11 protein-coding genes and 2 tRNA genes are annotated in these 21,150 nt (G+C 66.4%); 3 read left to right on the top strand and 10 right to left on the bottom strand.

Annotated elements, in window-relative coordinates:
• Positions 1 to 17 precede the first annotated feature (17 nt).
• Positions 18 to 1,460: a cryptochrome/photolyase family protein gene (locus GUV69_RS00585; RefSeq protein WP_164198805.1), complete on the top strand. Its 1,443-nt coding sequence runs from the start codon at positions 18 to 20 to the stop codon at positions 1,458 to 1,460.
• Between the two features lie 26 nt (positions 1,461 to 1,486).
• Here the strand turns inward: GUV69_RS00585 and GUV69_RS00580 are convergent, their stop codons facing one another.
• The 5 genes from GUV69_RS00580 to GUV69_RS00560 all read right to left on the bottom strand — a co-directional run bounded on the left by GUV69_RS00580 (position 1,487) and on the right by GUV69_RS00560 (position 7,262).
• Positions 1,487 to 2,419: a cytochrome b/b6 domain-containing protein gene (locus GUV69_RS00580; protein ID WP_164198804.1), complete on the bottom strand. Its 933-nt coding sequence runs from the start codon at positions 2,417 to 2,419 to the stop codon at positions 1,487 to 1,489.
• A gap of 129 nt (positions 2,420 to 2,548) precedes the next feature.
• Positions 2,549 to 2,625: transfer RNA gene (locus GUV69_RS00575), tRNA-Met, on the bottom strand.
• Between the two features lie 144 nt (positions 2,626 to 2,769).
• Positions 2,770 to 2,843 (bottom strand) — tRNA-Met (locus tag GUV69_RS00570).
• Positions 2,844 to 2,920: 77 nt separating this feature from the next.
• Positions 2,921 to 5,902 carry a UPF0182 family membrane protein gene (locus tag GUV69_RS00565; RefSeq protein ID WP_370590751.1) on the bottom strand — a complete coding sequence of 994 codons (2,982 nt, stop codon included), beginning with the start codon at positions 5,900 to 5,902 and terminating at the stop codon, positions 2,921 to 2,923.
• 157 nt (positions 5,903 to 6,059) lie between these two features.
• Entirely contained in the window at positions 6,060 to 7,262 is a 1,203-nt protein-coding gene (locus GUV69_RS00560) for a YlbL family protein (RefSeq protein WP_431197085.1), read from the bottom strand.
• 132 nt (positions 7,263 to 7,394) lie between these two features.
• Between GUV69_RS00560 and GUV69_RS00555 the strand changes: the two genes are divergently transcribed.
• A complete protein-coding gene (locus GUV69_RS00555; protein WP_244292817.1) occupies positions 7,395 to 8,900 on the top strand; it encodes a zinc-dependent metalloprotease in 1,506 nt (501 codons plus the stop codon).
• Between the two features lie 9 nt (positions 8,901 to 8,909).
• On the opposite strand, the gene GUV69_RS00550 is transcribed toward GUV69_RS00555, so the two are convergent.
• The 3 genes from GUV69_RS00550 to nudC form a co-directional block, all read right to left on the bottom strand.
• Entirely contained in the window at positions 8,910 to 9,539 is a 630-nt protein-coding gene (locus tag GUV69_RS00550) for a M48 family metallopeptidase (protein WP_164198802.1), read from the bottom strand.
• Entirely contained in the window at positions 9,536 to 11,671 is a 2,136-nt protein-coding gene (locus GUV69_RS00545; RefSeq protein WP_164198801.1) for an ATP-dependent DNA helicase UvrD2, read from the bottom strand. Before GUV69_RS00545 ends, GUV69_RS00550 begins: the two co-directional genes overlap by 4 nt.
• Positions 11,672 to 11,746: 75 nt before the next feature.
• Positions 11,747 to 12,769: an NAD(+) diphosphatase gene (gene nudC / locus GUV69_RS00540; RefSeq protein WP_164198800.1), complete on the bottom strand. Its 1,023-nt coding sequence runs from the start codon at positions 12,767 to 12,769 to the stop codon at positions 11,747 to 11,749.
• Between the two features lie 166 nt (positions 12,770 to 12,935).
• On the opposite strand from nudC, the gene GUV69_RS00535 reads away from it, so the two are divergent.
• A complete protein-coding gene (locus GUV69_RS00535; protein ID WP_164198799.1) occupies positions 12,936 to 14,264 on the top strand; it encodes a macrolide 2'-phosphotransferase in 1,329 nt (442 codons plus the stop codon).
• Here the strand turns inward: GUV69_RS00535 and GUV69_RS00530 are convergent.
• Entirely contained in the window at positions 14,251 to 17,718 is a 3,468-nt protein-coding gene (locus GUV69_RS00530) for an ATP-dependent helicase (RefSeq protein ID WP_164198798.1), read from the bottom strand. The genes GUV69_RS00535 and GUV69_RS00530 overlap by 14 nt on opposite strands.
• The gene (locus tag GUV69_RS00525; RefSeq protein WP_244292816.1) at positions 17,715 to 21,047 is read right to left on the bottom strand and encodes an ATP-dependent helicase; all 3,333 of its coding nucleotides are present in this window, start codon (positions 21,045 to 21,047) and stop codon (positions 17,715 to 17,717) included. The genes GUV69_RS00530 and GUV69_RS00525 overlap by 4 nt, the downstream gene beginning before the upstream one ends.
• Positions 21,048 to 21,150 lie beyond the last annotated feature (103 nt).

The raw sequence follows: 21,150 nt of genomic DNA, 5'->3' as shown, positions 1-21,150 counted from the left end.
TGTGTAGCGTGGAGTTCATGGCTTCTTCCGTCGCATCGACCATCGTCTGGCTCCGTGATGACCTCCGTCTGGACGATAATCCTGCCCTCTCCCACGCCGCCGGGCTCGGCCTGCCACTCACGGTGGTCTACATCCTGGACGAGGAATCAGACGGGATCCGGCCCCTCGGCGGTGCCGTCCGGTGGTGGCTGCACCACTCCCTGACGTCGCTGGCGGCCGATCTGGAAAAAACCGGTTCGGCCCTCACCCTCAGGCGCGGTCCGGCCGCCAAGGTCATCCGGGAGCTGGCGGAGGAAACAGGTGCCCGGCAGCTGGTCTGGAACCGCCGCTACGGCGGCCCCGAACGTGCGCTGGACGCGGACATCAAGGCCTGGGCTGCGGAGGGCGGCATCGAAGCCACCAGCTTCCAGGCGAATCTCCTGTTCGAGCCGTGGACCATCACCACTGGCAGCGGTGGGCCCTACAAGGTGTTCACGCCGTTCTGGCGCGCCTGTGCGGCGGCAGGTGAACCCCGCAAACCCCTGGATGCGCCGACGCGCCTGCCCTCCCCCGCTCCGGCGGGCCGTAGGAAAATGGCGGTCAGTGAGCCGTTGGCCGATTGGAACCTGCTGCCCGTGTCACCGGACTGGAGCGGCGGCCTGGCAAAGACCTGGGGACCCGGGGAAGCCGGCGCGCACCAGCGGCTGGATGACTTCCTGGACGGACCGGCCGAGGACTACGGTACGGGGCGGAACGTGCCCGGAGTGGAGGGCACCAGCAGGCTCTCACCCCATCTTCGGTTCGGCGAGATCAGTCCGTTCCGCATCTGGCACGAAATCCGTCTCCGCTTCCCGCGGGAGGCGGGTCCCGACGTCGGTATTTTCCGGTCCGAGCTTGGCTGGCGTGAGTTCTGCTGGCAGCTTCTGTACGTCAACCCGCAACTGGCTACGCGCAACTACCGGCCGGAGTTCGATGCCTTCGAATGGCAGAAACCCACGCCGGGAGAACTGGCGGCGTGGCAACAGGGCAGGACTGGATATCCGCTGGTGGACGCCGGGATGCGGCAACTGTGGCAGACAGGCTGGATGCACAACCGGGTCCGGATGGCCGCGGCTTCCTTCCTGGTCAAAAATCTCCTGGCCGATTGGCGGCTCGGGGAAGAGTGGTTCTGGGACACCCTGGTGGACGCCGATGCCGCCAGCAACCCGGCGAACTGGCAGTGGGTGGCGGGCTCAGGCGCCGACGCGTCCCCCTATTTCCGGATCTTCAACCCGGTGACGCAGAGCAAGAAGTTCGACGCCGAGGGCCGCTACCTGCGCGAGTTCATCCCGGAACTGGCCCCGTTGGACAGCAAGGCCATCCATGAACCGTGGAAGCAGCCCGAGGTGGAGGGGTACCCCGCGCCGGTGGTGGGGCTGCCCGAGTCCAGAGAGCGCGCGCTGGCCACCTACCAGCGGCTCAAGGACCAGAAGCAGGACTAAGGCGTGCGCCGTGCCTGGACGGGCCGTTAGCGGCTGACTTTGCCCATCAGCGAGGCAATGGGGCGAAGGAAGAGTGGGCGCGCCAGGAACCAGGCCGCTACCATTACCGCAACAGAGGCGACGAACACCCAGAAACCAAACCAGCCGGCGTCGTCACTGCCCCCGTACATGTGGTTCAGGTTGCGCAAAGCTCCCGTAGCCAGGACGAGGAACACGTGCACCACAATGAAGGCCACGAAGTAGATCATGACCGGGAAGTGAATGGCCCGCGCCAGCTCCATGGGATAGGCCTTTTTCAGGGCCGGCGCCTTCTTGGGCCAGGCCGGGGAGGTCCGAATCCCGGAGATGAACGCCAGCGGGGCGGCGATGAAGACCGTGGCAAAGTACGTCAGCAGTTGCAGCGCGTTGTAGTTCACCCAGCCGTTGTCCGTGGGCCAGTTCAGCGAAGCGTACTGAAGTGCCGCAGACAGCGCATTGGGGATGACGTCCCAGCTGGTGGGCACGATCCGCATCCACTGGCCGGTGGCAAACAGCAGGACCACGAACACGAGTCCGTTGAGGATCCACAGCGCGTCCAGCGTCAGGTGCAGCCACAGCTCCAGCGTGATTTTGGCGGGCGGGGTCTTGGGCTTGATCAGGCCCTTGTTGTTACGCGTCCAGTGCCCGCTGGGGCGTGTGGTGGTCCGCACCTGCCAGCCGGTCCTGATGATGAGCAGCAGGAAGAACCCGTTCAGGAAGTGCTGCCAGGCGAGCCAGGCCGGAAAACCCACTGGCGCACCATCGGGAAGTTCCGAATGCCCCGGATAGTCAGCCAGGAACGAGGCCACAGCCGGGAGTCCGGTCATCCACTTGGCCAGGAGCACCACAAGCACCAGGGCCACAAGAGCGGCCGGCACACCCCAGTACAGCCTGGACCGTTTGCCTGTCGCAGAACCGGGCTTCTTCGTGGGTGTGGACATCGAACAACATTCCTCTCGAGAATGACTGACCAGTGCTCAAATGGCTTTGCGAACGAGAATACTAGGAAGCAGCAGTAATCGGGCAAAAGAAGACCCCGGCCGGCGTAATGCCGGTCGGGGTCTTTCACATGGTTGCGGGGACAGGATTTGAACCTGTGACCTCTGGGTTATGAGCCCAGCGAGCTACCGAACTGCTCCACCCCGCGTCGCAACATCAACACTACCCTAGTTTGGCGGAGGCAATTACCACCCGCCCCGGCGGCCATCAGTCAGCCGCCCCATCTCCGGCACCATGGCAGCTTAAACCAGAAAGTCCGGATCCTGTTTCCAGAATCCGGACTTTCCACCAGTTGCGGGGACAGGATTTGAACCTGTGACCTCTGGGTTATGAGCCCAGCGAGCTACCGAACTGCTCCACCCCGCGTCGCAAGATCAACTCTACCGTCCGGTGAACGGGAGGCCAAATCCTGGTGGCGTGATGTGCGTCTCGCTGGGCCGCCGTCAGTTACTCGCTGCAGGCGAAGGCGTCGGCGTGGCTTCCGCTGAAGGGGTTGCCTCCGGCGACGGCGCGGTCTCTGGGGCCGCCACCGGGATCTTCACCTCGGCATCAAGGGCCTTCTGCAGGGCGGCAGCTAGTTTCTTCTGCTCTTCCCCGTAGGCGGCAAAGTCGCCGGCGGCCAGGGCCGCCTGCCCTGCCTTGACGGCTGCGTTCGCGGCTTCAAGTGCCGCCTTGAGGTCAGCCTGGGCACCCGCGCTCGGCGGCGGCGTCTCGCCGGGAGCAGGAGGCGTCTGGCCGGTGTTGTCCGAGTCACCGGCAGCAGCACCGGAGTCACCGCCGAAGAGTTGCTTCAGCGCGCCGTCGAGCGTTGGAGCGAAGCCCACCTTGTCACCGAAGGCAACCAGCACACGCTGCAGCGTGGGGTAGGACGTCTCACCCGTGGACTTGAGGTAAACAGGCTGGACGTACAGGATGCCGCCGCCCACGGGCAGGGTCAGCAGGTTGCCGTTGAGGACCTCCGAAGCACCCTGGCGCAGGAGGTTGAGGGCCTGGGACACGGTGGGATCGGAGTTGAACTTATTCTGGGCCTGGCCCGGACCGGGAACCTGGATCTCCGGCGGAATCTGGAGGAGCCGCAGCTGCCCATAACTTTCGGCTTTCACGCCCTTCTCATTGCCGGCGTCAGAGTCAGCCGCCAGGAAGCCGTACAGCACGTTGCGGGCTGTGCCGTTGACAATCTGGGGAATGAACGACGACGTCAGCTGGAAGGCCGGCGTCTCCTGGTCAGGCATCTGCAGCGACATGTAGAACGGCGGCTGTTTGACGTCGGTATCCACGGTGGGATCGTTCGGAACACTCCAGACATCCTTTGCCTGGTAGAAGCTGCCCGGATCGGTGACGTGGTAGCGGCCGAGGAGTTCACGCTGGACCTTGAAAAGATCCTCCGGGTAGCGGACGTGGCTCATGACGTCCCCGGACATCTCCGAGTAGGGCTTCAGCGACGAGGGGTAAACCTTCTGCCATGCCTTCAGGATGGGGTCCTGGTCATCCCAGGCGTACAAGGTCACCGCACCGTCGTAGGCATCCACGGTGGCCTTGACCGAGTTCCTGATGTAGTTCACCGAGCTGTTAGGCAAGGCTACAGACCGCCCTGCGGAGGTCTGTGAGTCGGCAGTCGCCGCGGAGAGCTGCTCCTGCTGTGAGTAGGGGTAGAACTGTGAGGTGGTGTATCCGTCGACGATCCACTTGACGCGGCCGTCCACAACCGCCGGGTAGGCGTTGCCGTCCACTGTCAGGTACGGTGCGACCTTCTCCACGCGCTCCCGCGGATTGCGGTCGTACAGGATCTGCGACTCTGCGTTCACGCCATCGGACAGCAGCAGGTCCGAGGACTGGAACTTGATGGAGTAAAGCACCTTATTGAAGAAGCTGCCCACGTTCGGGCCGCCGTTGCCTTCGAAGGTGTACTGGTTGTCCGCTTCACCTTCTTTACCGGAAGGCCTGTCCTGCTCGCGGGGTGTGGCGCCGTCCGGCGCCCCCACAATGGAGTACTCCGGCGAGTTCTCGCCGAAGTAGATCCGCGGCTGGTACGTGGAGTCGTCGCCCAGGACGCCTGTGGAGGGAATGCCCGACTGCAGGAACTCCGGCTTGCCATCGACAGTGAACTTGTTTCCCTTGGCCGCGACCACGCCGTAGCCGTGGGTGTAGACAACGTGCTGGTTGAGCCAGCCCTGCTGGTTCGTGGCGACGTTGGTCGGGTTGAGTTCGCGTACGGCGATCACAGTGTCCTGGACCTTGCCGTCAACCTCGTAGCGGTCCACGTTCAGCGCGTCCGGGAACTGGTAGTACGGCCGGTACTGCTCAAGCTGGGAAAACGCATCCGAGATCAGGTTGGGGTCCAGGAGCCGGATGTTGGCTGTGGTCTGGGCGTCCGGGGCCAGGGCCCCCGTGTTCGCGGTGTTTGTTGCGTCGTAGCGGTCCACCTGGATCTGGTCGAGGCCGTAGGCGGCCCGGGTCATATCGATGTTGCGCTTGATGAAGTCCCGCTCGTAGGTCTCTTCTGAAGGCCGTACCTGGAACTGCTGGATGACCCACGGGTACACCCCGCCCGCGAGGATCGAGGTGATGATCAGCATGGCGGTGCCGATGACCGGCAGGCGCCAGCGGCCGATGAACGCCGCAACGATGAAGAGGATGGCCACCAGAACGGCCGCGACGGCGAGGATCGCCTTGGTGGGGATGACGGCGTTGACGTCGGTGTACAGCGCACCCGCCCAGCGGCCGCCGTCGCTTTGCAGCGCAGAGTACCGGTCCAGCCAGAAGTTGACGCCCAGCAGGATCAGGAAGGTTGCGCCGGTCACTGCGAGGTGGATCTGTGCCGCACGGCTGGTGAACACGCCGCGTTCCAGCAGGCGGATGCTGCCGTAGAGGTAGTGGGTAAGGATTCCGGCGATGCCGGCCACCACCACAACGCTGATCAGGAATCCCGTGACGAAGCCCAGGAACGGCAGGGTCATCACATAAAAGCTGATGTCCAGGTCAAACAGGGGGTCCTTCTCGCCGAACGGCTCCTGGTTGAAGAACAGCAGGACCCGCTGCCATTGGCTGGCGGCCGCGCTTCCAGCGAACAAACCGAACAGGATGGGCAGGCCCACCATAACGACTCGGCGGACCGGTTCGAGCTGTGCCTGGTACCGGTTGAGGTTGTCACGCATTTCAGAGTCGGGCGCATAGACGGGCCTGGCGCGGTAGGCGATCCGGATGGCAAAGAAGACGGCGGCGAACATCAGGGCGAAGCCGGCCAGGAAGATCAGGATCCGGGAAAGGTTTTCGGTCACGAACACTTCGAAGTAACCGAGCTGCTGGTACCACAGGACATCAGTCCACACATTGGCGAAGAAGATAAAGCCCACAACTACAAGGGCAACGACTATCAGGGTGGGTGTCAGGGCCCCTCGTCGTGATGGGGGTCTTCCGGGCGGGATGGGGCTGGTGGGACGGGACAAACTCGGTACCTCATAGCTGATCGTCAGATTTACATTCGGAGCGTGCGTGCGGTTGACGTCCGGCACCGGGCAAGCGTGTGGCAACGTCCGTCATATCTGCCACGAGTGGCGGTAAAGCTTAGTTCCTGGCCTCAGTCTAGTTGGTGGTGCAGACGGGCAAACCCGCCGTGTCCTGGCCCGATCCGGCAAGTTCGACGACGGAGCGTGCCTGGGCGAGATTCTCAACTTTGACCACCTGCAGTCCTTCCGGAATGTGTCCCGCGACTTCGTCACAGTTTTCTGCCGGTGCCAGGAAGAGTGTGGCCCCGCCGGCACGCGCGCCCTGCATTTTCTGCTGGATGCCGCCAATGGGACCCACAATGCCGTCGGGATTGATGGTCCCGGTGCCGGCAACGTGCTTGCCGCCGGTCAGGTCACCCGGTGTGACGGTGTCGATAATGCCCAGCGAGAACATCAAGCCGGCGCTGGGACCGCCCACCTTATCCAAGGAAATTGTCACGTCGAACGGAAAGTCGAACAGATACTTCAGCATGACGCCGAGGATGTAGCGGCCCGCGCCGTTGTCCATGGGAGTGATGGTCTGGCTAACGGACTCCCCTGCCCGCTGAACAACGAGTGTGACTGGCGCGCCCTTTCCGGCGGCGAGTTCTTCCTGCACCACCGCGAGGGACGTGATCGGCTTGCCGTTGATCGTTTCGAAGATGTCGCCGTTTTCGATTTTGCCCGTCGACGGCGACCCATCGGTCAGCCCTGCTGCCTGCAGTTGCTGGCCGAAGGGGATGTCGAGCTCCCGCAGCGCCGAAGCCACCGCGTTTTCCTGGGATGTGGTCATGGCCACAGAGCTCTGTTCCTCGGCCTGCTCCCTGGTGGTGCCCGTGGGGTAAATCAGCTCTTGGGGGTAGACGGATTTGGACCGGTCCAGCCATGCACCAAACACGCCCAGGATGCTGAGCGGGCCGTTCGGGCCGCCTTCCACATACACGGTGGTCAGGTCGAGGTTGCCTTTGGCGGGATAGGTCTCGTGTCCCTTAACGCTGATCACGGGGTTCTCCCCGGTCCGGTCGAGGGTGTTGAAGGTGGGTCCGGCCTTCTCCACAACGTACGGCACAGGAATGGTGCCTGCCGCGATCCCCAGCCCCAGTGCCAGCATTCCGGCCAGCATCATCACGGACACCCGCCTGTCCCCGTGCCGGGACTCCCGCGGAGTATATTGCCCGGCAGGAACTCCGTCCGGTGCTCCTGCCGGGGCTCCTGCCGGGGCTCCGGCACCTGAAGTTGCGCCGGCGTCGAGCTCTGGAGCGTGGTCCTCGTTGGGATGTTCGCCACGGGTTGTAGTCACTGAACCAACACTACGCGGTGGCGCCTGCGGCCAGCTCTTTGCCTACAGCGAACGCCGCCCCTGTCCGGCAGACAGCCGCCGCGGCCCGGGGTACCGTGAAGTTGAATGCTCAAACCGACGATCGGCGGGACCATGACCTCCAACCCACTCAATCCGTCCAACGGCGATGACACGCCCAAGGATCCGTTGACCGAGATGCTGCAGAACCTGATGGGCGGCAAGGGTATGGAGAACTTCGACCCCGCCGAACTGGCGAAAGCAGCCGGCCTGCCGGACGACCCGAACCTCCTGGCACAGATGTTTTCACAGGTCCAGGCCATGATGAGCGCCCCCTCCGAGGGGCCCGTCAACTGGCAGCTCGCGCATGAGAATGCCCGCCGGGTTGCCGCCAGCTCCGCCGACCCGTCAGTCACTTTCCTGCAGACCCGGGAAGTGGACGAAGCCCTCCGGCTCGCCGAACTCTGGCTGGACCCCGTGACAGACCTGCCTGCCACGGGGCTGATTGGCCGGGCCTGGTCCCGTGCCGAGTGGGTGGAAGCCACCCTCGGTACGTGGAAGCGCCTGACCGAACCTGTTGCCAACAGCATCGCCAACGCGCTCTCCAGCGCCATGACCGAACAAATGCCCGAAGAGATGAAGTCCATGATGGGCGGGGCATCATCCATGCTCCAGAACATGGGCGGAGCGATCTTCGGCATGCAGCTGGGCCAGGCCATCGGCGCGCTCTCGGCTGAGGTAGTCAGCTCCACAGACATCGGTGTTCCCCTGGCGGACCTCGAAATGGCCCTGTTGCCGGCAAATGTCACCGCGTTCGGCGAGGGCCTGAGCCTGCCGGAAAACGACATCCGCCTGTTCCTTGCCGTGCGCGAGGCAGCCCATGCCCGCCTGTTCGTCCAGGTTCCCTGGCTGCGCGGCCACCTGCTCGGCGCCATCGAGGCGTACGCGCGGGGCATCCACATTGATACGTCGCGCATTGAGGAACTCGCCCGGGACCTTGACCCGAGCAACCCCGAAGGCATCCAGGAGGCACTGTCCAAGGGCGTGTTTATGCCGCAGCGGACGCCCGCCCAGGAGCAGGCCCTCGAAAAGCTCGAGACCGCCCTGGCCCTCGTTGAAGGCTGGGTGGATGAGCTCACCGCTTCCGCCACGGAGAAGATGCTGCCCTCCGCGGCTGCCCTCCGTGAAACGGTCCGGCGCCGCCGCGCCACCGGCGGCCCGGCCGAACACGCGTTCTCCTCCCTTGTGGGACTGGAGCTGCGCCCGCGCCGGCTGCGGGAGGCCGCCACGCTGTGGGCCGTCCTGAAGGAGGAGCGCGGCATCGAGGGACGCGATGCCATCTGGCAGCATCCCGACCTGCTGCCCACGGCTGCGGACCTCGATGACCCGCAGGGCTTCGGCGGGCGCCGTCAGCTGGCAGAGGCCAGCGAAAGTGAAGTGGATGATGCCCTGCAGAAGCTGCTGAGCGGCGGCTTCGACGCGCCGCAGGATGACGCGGCGAAGGATGATGCGGCGCAGCCCGGTTCCGGCGCCGATGGCTCCAAGGCCGGTGCTTCCGAGGCCGGCGCCTCTGACACCGGCGACGGGCCATCCGACGCTGGTTCGTCCGACGCCGGGGATGCGGACAAGCCCAAAGGCTAGCCAGGGATCCTAGTCGGCGTCGCCGTGGCTATGCCCGGTGCCGCCGGCTGGACAGGTGCCGTCGTCGCCGGCAAGGCCCCGGGACGTCGCGAACGAGACGCCTTCAAGGAATGCCTTGGCGCGCATGGTGTCCGGATAGGCTTCCAGCAGCTTCCAAAACGCGGAGTTGTGGCTGGCCACCAACAGGTGGGCGAGCTCGTGCAGCAGCACGTAGTCGATAACCCACTGAGGCATGGGCCGGAGTTTGTCAGAGAGCCGGATGGTTCCTTCCGACGGCGTCGCGGAGCCCCAGCGTGAGTTCTGGTTGCTGACCCAGCGGACCGACGTCGGGATTGCCCTGCCGCCTAAGTACCGGGCTGAAAGATCCGCTGCGTGGGAAGCCAGCGCGGAATCGGTGGCCGGCTGTTTCCGTGTTTTGTCCGCGCGTTTCTCACCCTGGCGGTGCAGCTTCTCCAGCATGCGGTGGACCCATTCGGATTCCTGGGCCGCCGTGAACCTGGCAGGAATGGCCACCACGGCCGTCCCGTTTTCCCAGAATGCTGCAACAGTCCGGGTCCGGCGGGCCGACCTGCGCACCTCCACCGGAGCCCCGCCCGGAGTGGTCAGCCGCAGCGGCTGCGTGCTGCCCTGGCCGCTCACAGGACGCTGCTTTCGACCAGCACCCGCAGCACTTCTTCGCCGTAGCGCTCAAGTTTGGACGGACCGACGCCGGCCAGCGCGGCGAGTTCCTCCAGCGACGACGGTTTAGCCTCCGCGATGGCAGTCAGCGTGGCATCGGTGAACACCACAAAGGCAGGGACTTCAGCGGCCAGCGCGGTTTCCTTGCGCCATTGCCGGAGGGCGTCAAAGGTTTGTTCCTCATAACTGGGCGGACAGTCGTTGCAGCGTCCCACCTTGCGCTCGGCGCCGCTGGCCAGCATGCTCCCGCAGACCCTGCACGTGGCGGGTGTGGCAGCTTTGCGGCGCGGAGCCGGTCCTTTGCCTCGGACACTGGAGCTGGCCACGGAGTTAGGCCGCAGGCCGTCAAGGAAGCGTGAGGGCTTGCGGTTGGCCCGGCCGCCGGGGGTCCGGGCCGTTGACCAGGACAGGGCCAGGTGCTCGCGGGCGCGGGTGATTCCCACATACAGGAGGCGGCGTTCCTCGTCCACGGCTTCGGGAGTGTCCGCGAAGGAGATGGGCATCAGGCCTTCGCTGAGGCCTACGAGGAACACAGCGTCCCATTCCAGGCCTTTCGCTGCGTGCAGTGACGCCAGGGTCACACCCTGGACCGTGGGGGCGTGCTGGGCGAGGGACCGCTCCTGGAGTTCATTAACGAAGTCGGCCAGACCGAATTGCCCGCCCCGGACCTGGACCAGTTCGTCCGCGAGTGCCACCAGTGCGGCCAACGACTCCCAGCGTTCGCGCAGGGCGCCGCCGTTATGGGGCGGGGCCTCCGTGTAGCCGAGGGATGCAACAATATCCCGCACCAGCTGGCCCAGCGGTTCGGGCGTGGCCGATTCAGCCACGGCCCTGGTAGCCGCCCGCAACTGGAGGATGGCATCGCGCACTTCCTTCCGCGCGAAGAACCGTTCCCCGCCCCGCAGCTGGTATCCGATCCCTGCCGCTGCCAGGGCCTGCTCGTAGGCCTCGGACTGACCGTTGGTGCGGAAGAGGACCGCGACTTCGCTTGCCGGAGTGCCGGCGTCGAGCAGTTCCCGGACCTTGAGGGCCACGGTGGCGGCTTCGGCTTCATCATCGGAGCATTCGGTGAACTGCGGTGCCGGCCCGGCCGGGCGCTGGGCGACCAGCTGCAGCGGCGTGGCCCAGGCAGAATCGGCCACCGGGCCGCCGCTGCGCCGTGCGGCCAGGAGGTCGTTGGCCAGTTTGACCACTTGCGGCGTGGAACGGTAATCGCGGATCAGCTTGACCACGTTGGCGTCGGGATACTGCGCCTTGAAGTTGAGCAGGTGTTTGGGGGAAGCGCCGGTAAAGGAGTAAATGGTCTGGCTGGCGTCGCCCACGACGCACAGTTCGTCCCGGCCGCCAAGCCACAGTTCCAGGAGGCGCTGCTGCAGCGGGGAAACGTCCTGGTACTCATCAACCACGAAGTGCCGGTACTGTTCGCGGACAGTGGCGGCCACTTTCTGGTCCTCCTGCAGTATCCCCACCGTAATCAGCAGTACATCCTCGAAGTCGATGACGTTCCGGTCAGTCTTGACATCCTCATAGGACTGGAAGACCCGCGCGACGGCGGTGAGGTCGAAACCGCCCGGGGTTCCCCTCCCCTGCGCGTTCTCCAGGTAATTGGCCGGGGTCAGCATGGATACCTTGGCCCACTCGATCTCCGAGGCGAGATCGCGGATGGACGCACGGTCGGTGCTGAGCCGCAGCCGGCGGGACGCTTCGGCGATCATCTGTGCTTTGTGGTCCAGCAGGTTGGGCAGCGTGCCGCCCACGGCCTGCGGCCAGAAAAACTGCAGCTGCCGCAAAGCCGCTGCGTGGAAGGTGCGGGCCTGCACGTTGCCCGCACCAAGGTCCCGCAGCCTGCTGCGCATTTCCGCGGCGGCGCGGGCGGTGAACGTGACGGCGAGGAGCCGCTGCGGACTGTAGACGCCGGAGTGCACACCGTAGGCGATCCGGTGCGTGATGGCGCGGGTCTTTCCCGTTCCGGCGCCGGCCAGGACGCACAGCGGGCCGTTCAGGGTGCTGGCGACTTCCCGCTGTTCGGCGTCAAGTCCCCCGAGGATGCGTTCCTCGAGGGACTGTGAACTATCTGGATTCTCTGTGGTCACATCTGCTGCTCTGGTTGTGGGGTGTGTAAGTGGTACTGCCGCCTGTCAGCGCCAGGGATGCCGCCTGGCCGGGGGTCAGGTTTCGCTGCGGTCCAGGATTCGGCCGCCATACCAATGCTCGATGAGGGAACGCGCAATGGACAACCGGCTGGAGATGGTGATCTCCCCGGCGAGTACGGCATCCTGCAGCTGCTCCCGCGTGAACCAACGCGCCCGGGTGACTTCCACGCCGTCGGGCGTTGCCTCGGTGTCTTCCGTAACCGCAGAAAACCCGAGCATCAGGGATGCAGGGAAGGGCCATGACTGGGAGCCCAGGTATTGGCAGCGGGTGATCCTGACGCCCACTTCCTCATGGATTTCGCGGATGACGGCCTGTTCAAGGGATTCTCCCGGCTCCACAAATCCGGCCAGCGTGGAGTAATTCTTCGCATCCACCGGACCGCCGCCGCCCAGGAGGAGCCGGCCGTCCGGGCCGACGACGGTGACAATGATGGCGGGGTCGGTCCGAGGATAATGTTCTGAATCGTCCTGCGGGCAGCGGCGCACCCAGCCGCCGGCCTCAACCACCGTGGGGGCACCGCAGCGGGGACAGTGCGTGTGGGTGGCGTGCCAGTTGGCGATGGCGCTGGCTTCAACGAATAGGGCCGTATCGGTGGGGTTCAGGACAGCAGCGACATCGCGGAAGCCGGCCCATTCAGCGTCCAGCGGGATCCCGGCCGTACCCGGGGTAACGGCCTCGGGCAGGATGACCAGGACAACCTCCGTGCCGGCAGGCAGGTCCGAGCCAGCCAACGCCGCGCCCAGATAGATGGCCTGCTTCGGGACCGTACCCAGGGCTCCGAGACCGGCCAGGAAAGGTGACGCTGCCGGCAGGAACAGCTGGTTCCCCTGCACAAGGGCCTGCCTCCCGGCCAGGACAACCGCGCGCGTCTGCCCGCTGGCCAGCAGTTCCTCAACCATCCCGGGCCGGACACGTTCAACGGAGCCCCGGTCCACCCGGGCGGGCCGCACCGGCAGGACGGTGTCGACGAGGTGGTTGGCCGGCAGGTGGACTGCCTGCGCCTGAAAGGCCGGTGAAGCAGACTCCGCATGACTCATGTGTCCACCGTACTGACTCGGACCGACAATTTACATTTACGGAGGCGAATCCGGGGAACATGTGGCGAGGACCTCAGGCCCGGCAACCTACCCTACTTTCCACGGTATCTGGAGACTCGCCGCCGCACATCGTTGTGTTGGACGCCAGCCAATCTACCGTGGAACGGTGAGAAGAAAACCGATCGAACTGGCAGCCGTAGCAACCGCGGCAGTCCCCGGGCTGACCCCCACCGCCGTCAGCTCCGCCGCGGACGACCCCGCGGATTTCGACTCCGCCCTGCTCCTTGATTCAGAAGGCAAGCGCTGGCGGGTCAGGTCGCCCCGGCATGCGGAGGCCAGCGCACGGCTCGAAACCGAGTTCCTGGTCCTGCGGGCGTTCGCCCCGGCCATCCGGGCCGAACTGCCCTTCCTGATGCCCACTGTGGCGGGAAGTGTCCGCCTCGGCAGCCTGAGCACGTTCGTCTACTCGCACCTGGCGGGCAGCACGCGCAGCGTTGAGGAACTGACCGCCGGCCCGGCGGCACTCGCCAAGGAGGTGGGTACCGCGCTGGCCGCAATCCATGATCTTCCGCGGTCCCTGGTCAGCAACGCCGACCTCCCCAGCTATACCCCCAACGAGTTCCGTCAGCGCAGGCTGAACGAACTGGACCAGGCGGCCACCACCGGAAAGATTCCGGCTTCGCTGCTGCGCCGCTGGGAACATGCCATGGAGGACGTCTCCCTGTGGCGGTTCAACCCGAGCGTTGTCCACGGCGACCTTCATGAGGACAACCTGCTGGTCGACGGCAGCCGCGTCACGGCGGTGACCGGCTGGACCGACCTCCGGATCGGCGACCCCGCAGACGACTTCGCGTGGCTGGTTGCTTCCAATGAACAGGATTTCGTGGACGCCGTTCTGGCCAGCTATACCGACAACCGCCGGGATGCTCCGGACCAGCACCTGTTGCGCCGGGCCGCGCTGTCCGCTGAGTTCGCCCTCGCCCAATACCTCGTCAAGGGCATTGCGGCCGCTGACGGTGACATGGTCGCCGAAGCTGAAGGCATGCTCGAAACCCTCGCGGCCGACGTCGAAGAACACGGCGGGCAGGCCATCAGCGTTGAGCCGCTGCCGGGCAAGGCACCTGTCGCGGCCGGTTTAACGGCCGACGCCGGGCCGTCGCCGGCAGTGAACCCCGTACCGTCTGTGACCCTGGCACCGGGAGTTGCCGCGTCACCTGTCTCTGCCGTGAGCGTAGCTCCCGTACCGGCGGTCACGGTGGTGCCGGTACCTGAAGTAGCTGAACCTGAGGTGGCTGTACCTAAGGTGCCTGTGGCGGTGCCTGGAGCGAGGGCATCCATCGCGGGGCTGGAGTCCGCTCCGGCGCGGCCCGCCGTCGAGGTAAGCCCCATCCCGGCGGATTCGATGCCGGCTGGAACGGTTTCGGCCGCTGACGAATCAGCGGCCGAAGACACCTCCACCGCGGCGATCAGCATCGTGGACGTCAGGAAGCACTAGGTCCGAGGGCGGCCGCCACGATCAGTTCCAGTTCCTCGGCGGAACCCAGATCGTGCGGCCGCACCACTTGGTTATCCGCGACATAGAAGAATGCGGCACGCACTTCGTCGACCGGTACGCCTTTGAGCCGGGCCCATGCGAGCCGGTATGCGGCGAGCTGGACGGACTTGGCGCGCAGCTGGGATGCGGAGGGCCGGCGTCCGGTTTTCCAGTCCACAAGGTTCCAGCGGCCGTCTGCATCCTGGAATACGGCGTCGATGCGCCCACGGACCACCACGTCCCCGACTCGGGTTTCGACGGGAACTTCAACAAACGCCGGTGACCTGTCGGCCCACTCCGAGGCCTTGAACGTGGCCACCATTGCATCGAGGTCATAAGCGGCGTCGATGTGGTGGTCCGACCCCGGGGCCTCGCCAAGATCCAGCATCCCGGCGGTGCCGAAGTATTCCTCCACCCAGGAGTGGAAGGCAGTGCCCTTCCGGGCGGACATGCCCGGCTCGCGGGGCACCGGCCGCCTCAGCCGGCTCACCACTCCCCCGGGGTCTTCACCCAGGTCCACCAGGGTGGACGCGGAGATGTGGCCCGGCAGGTGCACGTCCTGTCCGCCTGCCCGGCGGGACCGGCGTTCCAGCAGCAGGGCAGCCTCCCTGGCCCAGTCGGCGGCATGCCCCCGGAGGGCGCTGTCCTGCGCGCCGATTCGCCCGGCCTCCACGGCGGCCAGCACACGTGCCGCCGCGGCCTCCATGGCAAGCCTCCTGCCAGGGACAGTCCGCAGGCGTTCACCCGTCCGGGGATCGGCCGGGCCTTCGAGGGGGTCATAAGGCCACCCGGCCAGCTCCGTCTCGGTGGTCAGCGGGCTTTTCTCCGGCAAGGAGGCTTCCTCCACCGACGCGGGGTGCACAACGGCACCGGCGGGGTTCCCACCCTTCACCGGGTTGCCACCCTGCAGCGGAGCGACAAGCCGCTCCAGCTCAGCCAGGAACGGCGACATCTCCGCGCGGCCGGCCCGGGACCCTACCCAGGCTGCACTGGAAACCCACAGCACGTGTTTGGCCCTGGTATAGGCCACATACGCGAGGCGTCGTTCCTCACCTTCACCGTGGACCTGGACCGCTGCCTTGAAGTCCTTCTCCGCGTCCAGCCAGCCTTTTTTGTCAGGCTGGTCGGTATCCCATTGGGGCAGGTCCGAGCGGTCCCCGCGGAGGGGCCAGGGCAGTGCGGCCGAGCCGCTGCTCCAGCGGGAGTCCTTGTTGCTGGGGAAGGCGCCGGCATTCAGGCCAGGGACAAAAACAACGTCCCATTCCAGACCCTTTGAGGCGTGGACGGTCAACAGCTGTACGGCCTCGCGGTTGATATCCGGCGGCGGCGCTTCAAGGCCGTTCTCTTCTGCGGCGGCAGCTTCGAGCCAGGCAAGGAACGCGAGGATATCCACGCGGTGGGAAGTCCGCAGGAAGCCGGCCGCCGCGTCCTGGAACGCGTCCAGGTTGCGGCGGGCCTGATGGATGCTGATACCCGGGCGGGCCGCCACTTCGATGTCAAGCAGCATGGCCCGTTCCACCTCGCCCAGCAAAGTGGTCAGGTCATCGCCGAGGTACCCGCGCAGCTGCCTGAGCTCAGCCGACAGCCTCGCGAGCCGTTCGCGCGCCTCGATGGTCAGGGCGCGGCCGTTGGCGGAGACCCAGTCTTCACGTGGCAGCCAGTCGAGCGCCTCCACCAGGCTGGCCCCGTCAGTCAGGTCGCTTTCAATAACGGCGTCATCGGCAGCCTCCCCGCTGTCGCCATCCGGAGACGATGCCTCCGCCAGATGTCCGCGGCGGCGCGCAAGCTGGCTGGACCAGTCGCGGAACGCCATCAGATCTGCGGGGCCGATCCGCCACCGGGCTCCGGCAAGGAGGCGCATCAGCGAGTCCGAACGCCCCGGGTCTGCCAACACACGCAAGGTGGCCACGAGGTCAACAATTTCGGGGGTGTCCAGGAGTCCGCCGAGTCCCACAATTTCGTAGGCGATTCCCCTCGATTCGAACTCGCGACGGATGGTTTCCATCTGGGCCCGGCGCCGGCAAAGCACCGCAAGGGCAGGCGGAACCGGAGTCCCGTCCGCCTCGCGTTCGAAGTCCGTGATCCGGTATTTCAGGACGTCCCCGGCCAGGGCCGTGGCTTCATCCACGTCGGTGCCGAAGCGGCCCAGCACCACCTGGCCCTCCACCGCGAACGGGCTGGGCTGCAGCGGGGGAACGGTTGCGGCTTCCGGAGTTGTGCCGGCCGGCGCCTTGAGCGCCTCCGCCCTGCCCAGGGCTTCTGACATGATGTTGGCCGCGGAGAGAATCGCCCTGCCGTTGCGCCAGGCCGTGGTGAGGTAGGACGTTGGCGCCAGTTGGAACCTGGCCTGCCCGTCCCCGCTCTCCGGGCCCTCCAGACGGACGGGAAATTCGCGGACAAAGTGGAACAGCTGTCCGGCGGATGCACCGCGGAAACCGTAGATCGACTGGTTCGGGTCTCCCACGGCCGTGACGGCATGGCCCTCGCCGAAGAGGCGGGAGAACAACACCAGCTGGGCATAGGACGTGTCCTGGAATTCGTCCAGGAGCACCACTTTGTACCGCTGGCGTTCCATTTCGGCGGCCACAGGAACCTCCCGGGACACGCGGGCGGCGAGCGCCACGAGGTCCCCGAAGTCGAGGGCTCCCCTAGCCCGCTTGGCTGCCGTGTAGCGCCCCACCATGTCCGCGACGCTGGCCCGCGTACGCAGCATGGCGGCCAGTTCGCCAGCGGCCTGGGGTGCGTTTTTGGCGGCACCGGCCACGTACGGCAGCCCCTCGAATTCCTCGAGCCGCGCCATCAGCCAGGACTCGACGCCGGCCGGTTCCTGCAGGTGCTCCGCACACTCGCCCGCCAGCTGGATGACCGCCTTGACCAGTGTGGACTTGGCTGCCTTGAAGTGGCGATAGTCGCCGTCGAACGCTTCCACCACCTCGGTGGCCAACTGCCACGCCTGGGCACCGCCCAGCAGCACAACGTCCCGTTCCACGCCGAGCCGCAGCCCGTAATCAGACACGACTCCACTGGCGAAGGAATGGTATGTGGACACCTTGGGCTCCAGGGCGTCGGTGCTGAGCAGGCCCGCCGGGAAGACGGCATGCCCGGTGTCCTGGGCCGCGATGCGCTGCAGCGCAGCCAGTTTCGCCCGGATCCTTGTGGCAAGTTCGCCGGCAGCCTTCCTGGTGAACGTGACACCCAGGACTTCTTCGGGCCTGACCCACCCATTGGCGACAAGCCACACCACGCGGTCGGCCATCGTGGCGGTTTTGCCGGAACCTGCTCCGGCGATCACCAGCCGGGGTGCCAGGGGCGAAGAGATGATGGCGGACTGTTCGGGCGTGGGAGTGTTCTTTTCACCCAACAGCGCCGACAGCCGTTCCGGGCTGAAGAGGGGCTCGGGAGGCTGCAGGCTCATTCCGTGACCTGCTTTCCGCGGATGCAGAGCGGACAGACCTCCGGGAGCCGGCAGCCATGACCGCCGTGGCCGCCCTTCGCGGGATCGTGCCTCGCCTCGAAGCTGTTGCCGGCCATCAGCGCGGCCGCATCGTTGACCATGTCCAGCGCCCAGTTTTCCTGCGGGTCCAGCGGTTCCTGTTGCTGGACTCCGGGGCTCTTCGTTGTGGTGCCCAGCTGTGCCAGCACAGCACCACCCGGCTCCGCTGCGCCCGGCCCGGCGGTCCCCGGCGCGGCAGCAGCGGCGTCCCCAAAACCGTCGGCCAGGACGGCAGCCTGATAGGCCCCCAGCTGCGGGTGGCGAGACAACTCTGTCTTGCCAGGCTGCCTTTTGCCTGTTTTCAGGTCCACCACGACCAGCCTTCCTTCGCTGTCGATCTCCAGCCGGTCTACCTGCCCGCGAAGGACCGCGGCACGGGGTTCGGGGTTGCGGAAGTCAGCGATACCGGTCCCGGGCACCGCAGTTTCTGCGCCCGGACTGGCGGTTCCTGCGCCCGGACCTGTGGTTTCGACGGCCGGCACGGGCGGGAGGTCAGGCAGGCGTACCTCGAAATCCTGTTCGACGCCCAGCAGGCTCCTTCCCTCGCTGCGCATTATCAGGACGTACTGGGCGAGTTTGCGCACCATTGCCTCGGCCCGCTGGAAGTCGAGCTTGCCTTCCCAGTTGTCCTTCATCCCGAGCGTGGGCCATCGACGGATCAGTTCCTCGACGTACTGCCCGCCGGAAGCTTCCGGCAGGTCCTGTGCGATGGCGTGGACCAATGTTCCGAGGCTGCGGGCGAAATCAGTGGCGGCCTCGCCCCCGGCAGCCTGGACAAACCAGTCAAGCGGAGATTTCTGCACGGATTCCACCTTGGAGGGCGAAACATAGACCGTCCCGCCGTTAGGGACCACGGGCTCCGACGTGCTCAGCGGCAGCAGCCCCCACCACGTATCCGGGTGGGCTCCGGGGACGGGAGGCTCTGCCGTTGCCAATCCCGCAAGAACCCTGGCGGCCTCGGCGGCTTCCGGCTCGAACTTTCCGTCCAGCTGGGCGTACTGGCGCAACTCGGCCACGAGTGCACGCAGCGTCATGGGGCGTTCCACCGGAGTGAATCCCCGGCCCTCCTGCCCGGGTTCAAGCGGCGCCACATAATCGAGGAAGGACGACGGCTGGTCGTCCTCCGAGGAGACAGCCGTGCAGATCAGGAGCTGCTCCGCCCTGGAAACGGCGGTGGAGAAGCTCCTGAGTTCGTCGTAGCGGATCTCCCGCAGCCTGCTCAGGGGGTCGAGCTGCAGGGCATAGCTGACCCCGTGTTCCACCGCGTCCGCATACAGGCTGCTGCCCAGCAGCTCCCCGCGGAGCCGGGTGTTGGGCCAGACGCCTTCCTGCAGCCCCGCCACGATGACGACGGGCCACTGCCGTCCGGCGGCACTCGCCGGAGTCATCAGTTCCACAGCGTCATCCACTTGCGCCCGTGCGGCGAGCGTGTCCATGGGCAGTTCCTGGTTCAGGAGGTATTCGAGGAACTGCTCGGGACCGGCACCGGGCATCTGGTCCACGTAGCGCTCGGCGGTGTGAAAGAGTGCCATCATGGCGTCCAGGTCGCGGTCTGCCCGTGCCCCGTGGGAACCCCCGGACAGGGCGGATTCAGTCCACGCATTGGCCAGCCCGGTGGAGTGCCAGAGGGCCCAGAGCACGGACTCCGCGTTGGCGCCGGGCTGGGCCGCAGCGTTCTGTCCCGCCTGAATCATGCGGGCCGTGCGCCGTGCGGACCTGCCCTCCACGCCCAGGGTCACCAGCGCCCCCGGCTCCAGGAGCGCCTCAACCAAAAGGGCATCACTGGTACGCCCGCCCCCGCCCTGCAGCTCCTCGCGCCGCAGGGATTGCCGGAGGCGGCGCAGCTCGATCGACGTCGCGCCGCCGATCCGGGACGTCAGAAGCGCGACGGCGGCCTCCGGCGTCAGCAGCGCGGGGTCAAGTGCGATGGCGTAGGCATCCAGCAGCGGACGCACCGCCACTTCGTCACGGACCGCAGATTCGGCAACCGGAACGCGCACCGCTATCCCTTGCCCCGAAAGGTACCGCTGCAGCTCGCTGAGCTGTCCGCCGTTGCGGACAATCACCGCGATCTCCGCAAGGTCGCGGCCATGGTTGACGTGCTGGTCCAGGATGCGCTGGGCCACGTACCGCAGCTCATGGACCGGGGACGGGACCAGGTGCGCTTCCACCGTTCCGGCAGCCGCCGGGGTTCCGGAAGCGAAACGTTCGACGGCGGCGGTTCCGGCGTGCGGGGCGTTATCCCCGGAACCGGGCTGCTCAAGCCGCCGGGCCAGTTGCCCGCCGGCGCGCTGTGAGATCCGGCCGGCCACTCCAAGCCAGGCCTCGGCAATGGCGGGAGCGTGCCGGTGGGTGTGCCACAGCGGCCGTTCCACGACGCCGGACCCGGGCGACAGCAGCCGCGGAAGGTCAGCGACGAGGTCCGGCCTGGCCCCGCGGAAGCCCTGCACCACGGTGTCCGGTGAGAAGGCAACGTAGCAGTCCTTGCCGGCCGCGATGTCAGCCAGCAGTTCAAAAACGGCGGGGTTTGCCTCCTGCATATCGTCCACCAGTACCAGCTGCAGGCGTTCGCGTTCGGCTGTCAGGAAGCCAGGCTCATCCTGGAAAATCTGGCGGGCGGTGGTGATGATCCCCGCGGGGTCGAATGCTTCGGGCATCCTCAGGTCCAGGACATCCCGGTACTCCGAATAGAGGGAAGCGGCGGCGATCCAGTCCGGCCGTGCACACTGCCGCCCGAGCTCCTCGAGATCGGCTGCTGTCCGGCCGGATTCGATGATCCTGTCAAAAAGCAGGCGCACTTCGTGCCGGAAACCGCGCGTTTCCAGGGCCGCTTCCAGATCAGCGGGCCACGGAAGTTCGAGACCGGGCATCCGGTGGCCCTCCAGCAACTCCCGGATGATGAGGTCCTGTTCCGGGCCTGACAGGAGGCGTGGCGCCCGCGGGAGCGGCAGGATACCCTCCGCTTTGGCCCGCCGGATCAGGTCAAAGGCGTAGGAAGCCCACGTCCGGGCCGGTGTGGTGCTCAGGCTCGTGTCCAGCCTTGCGGTAAACCTGTCCCGGAGCGAGTCCGCGGCCAGACGGCCCGGCGCCAGGATCAGGATCCGTTCCGGATCCACGCCGTCCTGCACGGCACGGTGAACGGCAGCTTCGATCAGGACGGTGGACTTGCCGGTTCCCGGCGCGCCGGGGACCAGCACCGGCCCCGAGCCGTGAGGCACGGAGACGGCCTGCCGCTGGTCAATGGACAGCACCGGAACCTCGGCATGGACCTGCCTGGGCGGGAGGAGCCGGAGGCCCGTGCCCCCGGCTCCTCCCGGATGGAACCCGGTACGGGCCTCGCCAAGCGGATAGCCG

It is taken from the genome of [Micrococcus luteus] ATCC 49442, assembly GCF_010367585.1.
Classification (GTDB): domain Bacteria; phylum Actinomycetota; class Actinomycetes; order Actinomycetales; family Micrococcaceae; genus Arthrobacter; species Arthrobacter luteus_A.
The sequence above is the reverse complement of the archived record's forward strand: the minus strand, read 5'-3'. Positions and strand labels throughout refer to the sequence as shown.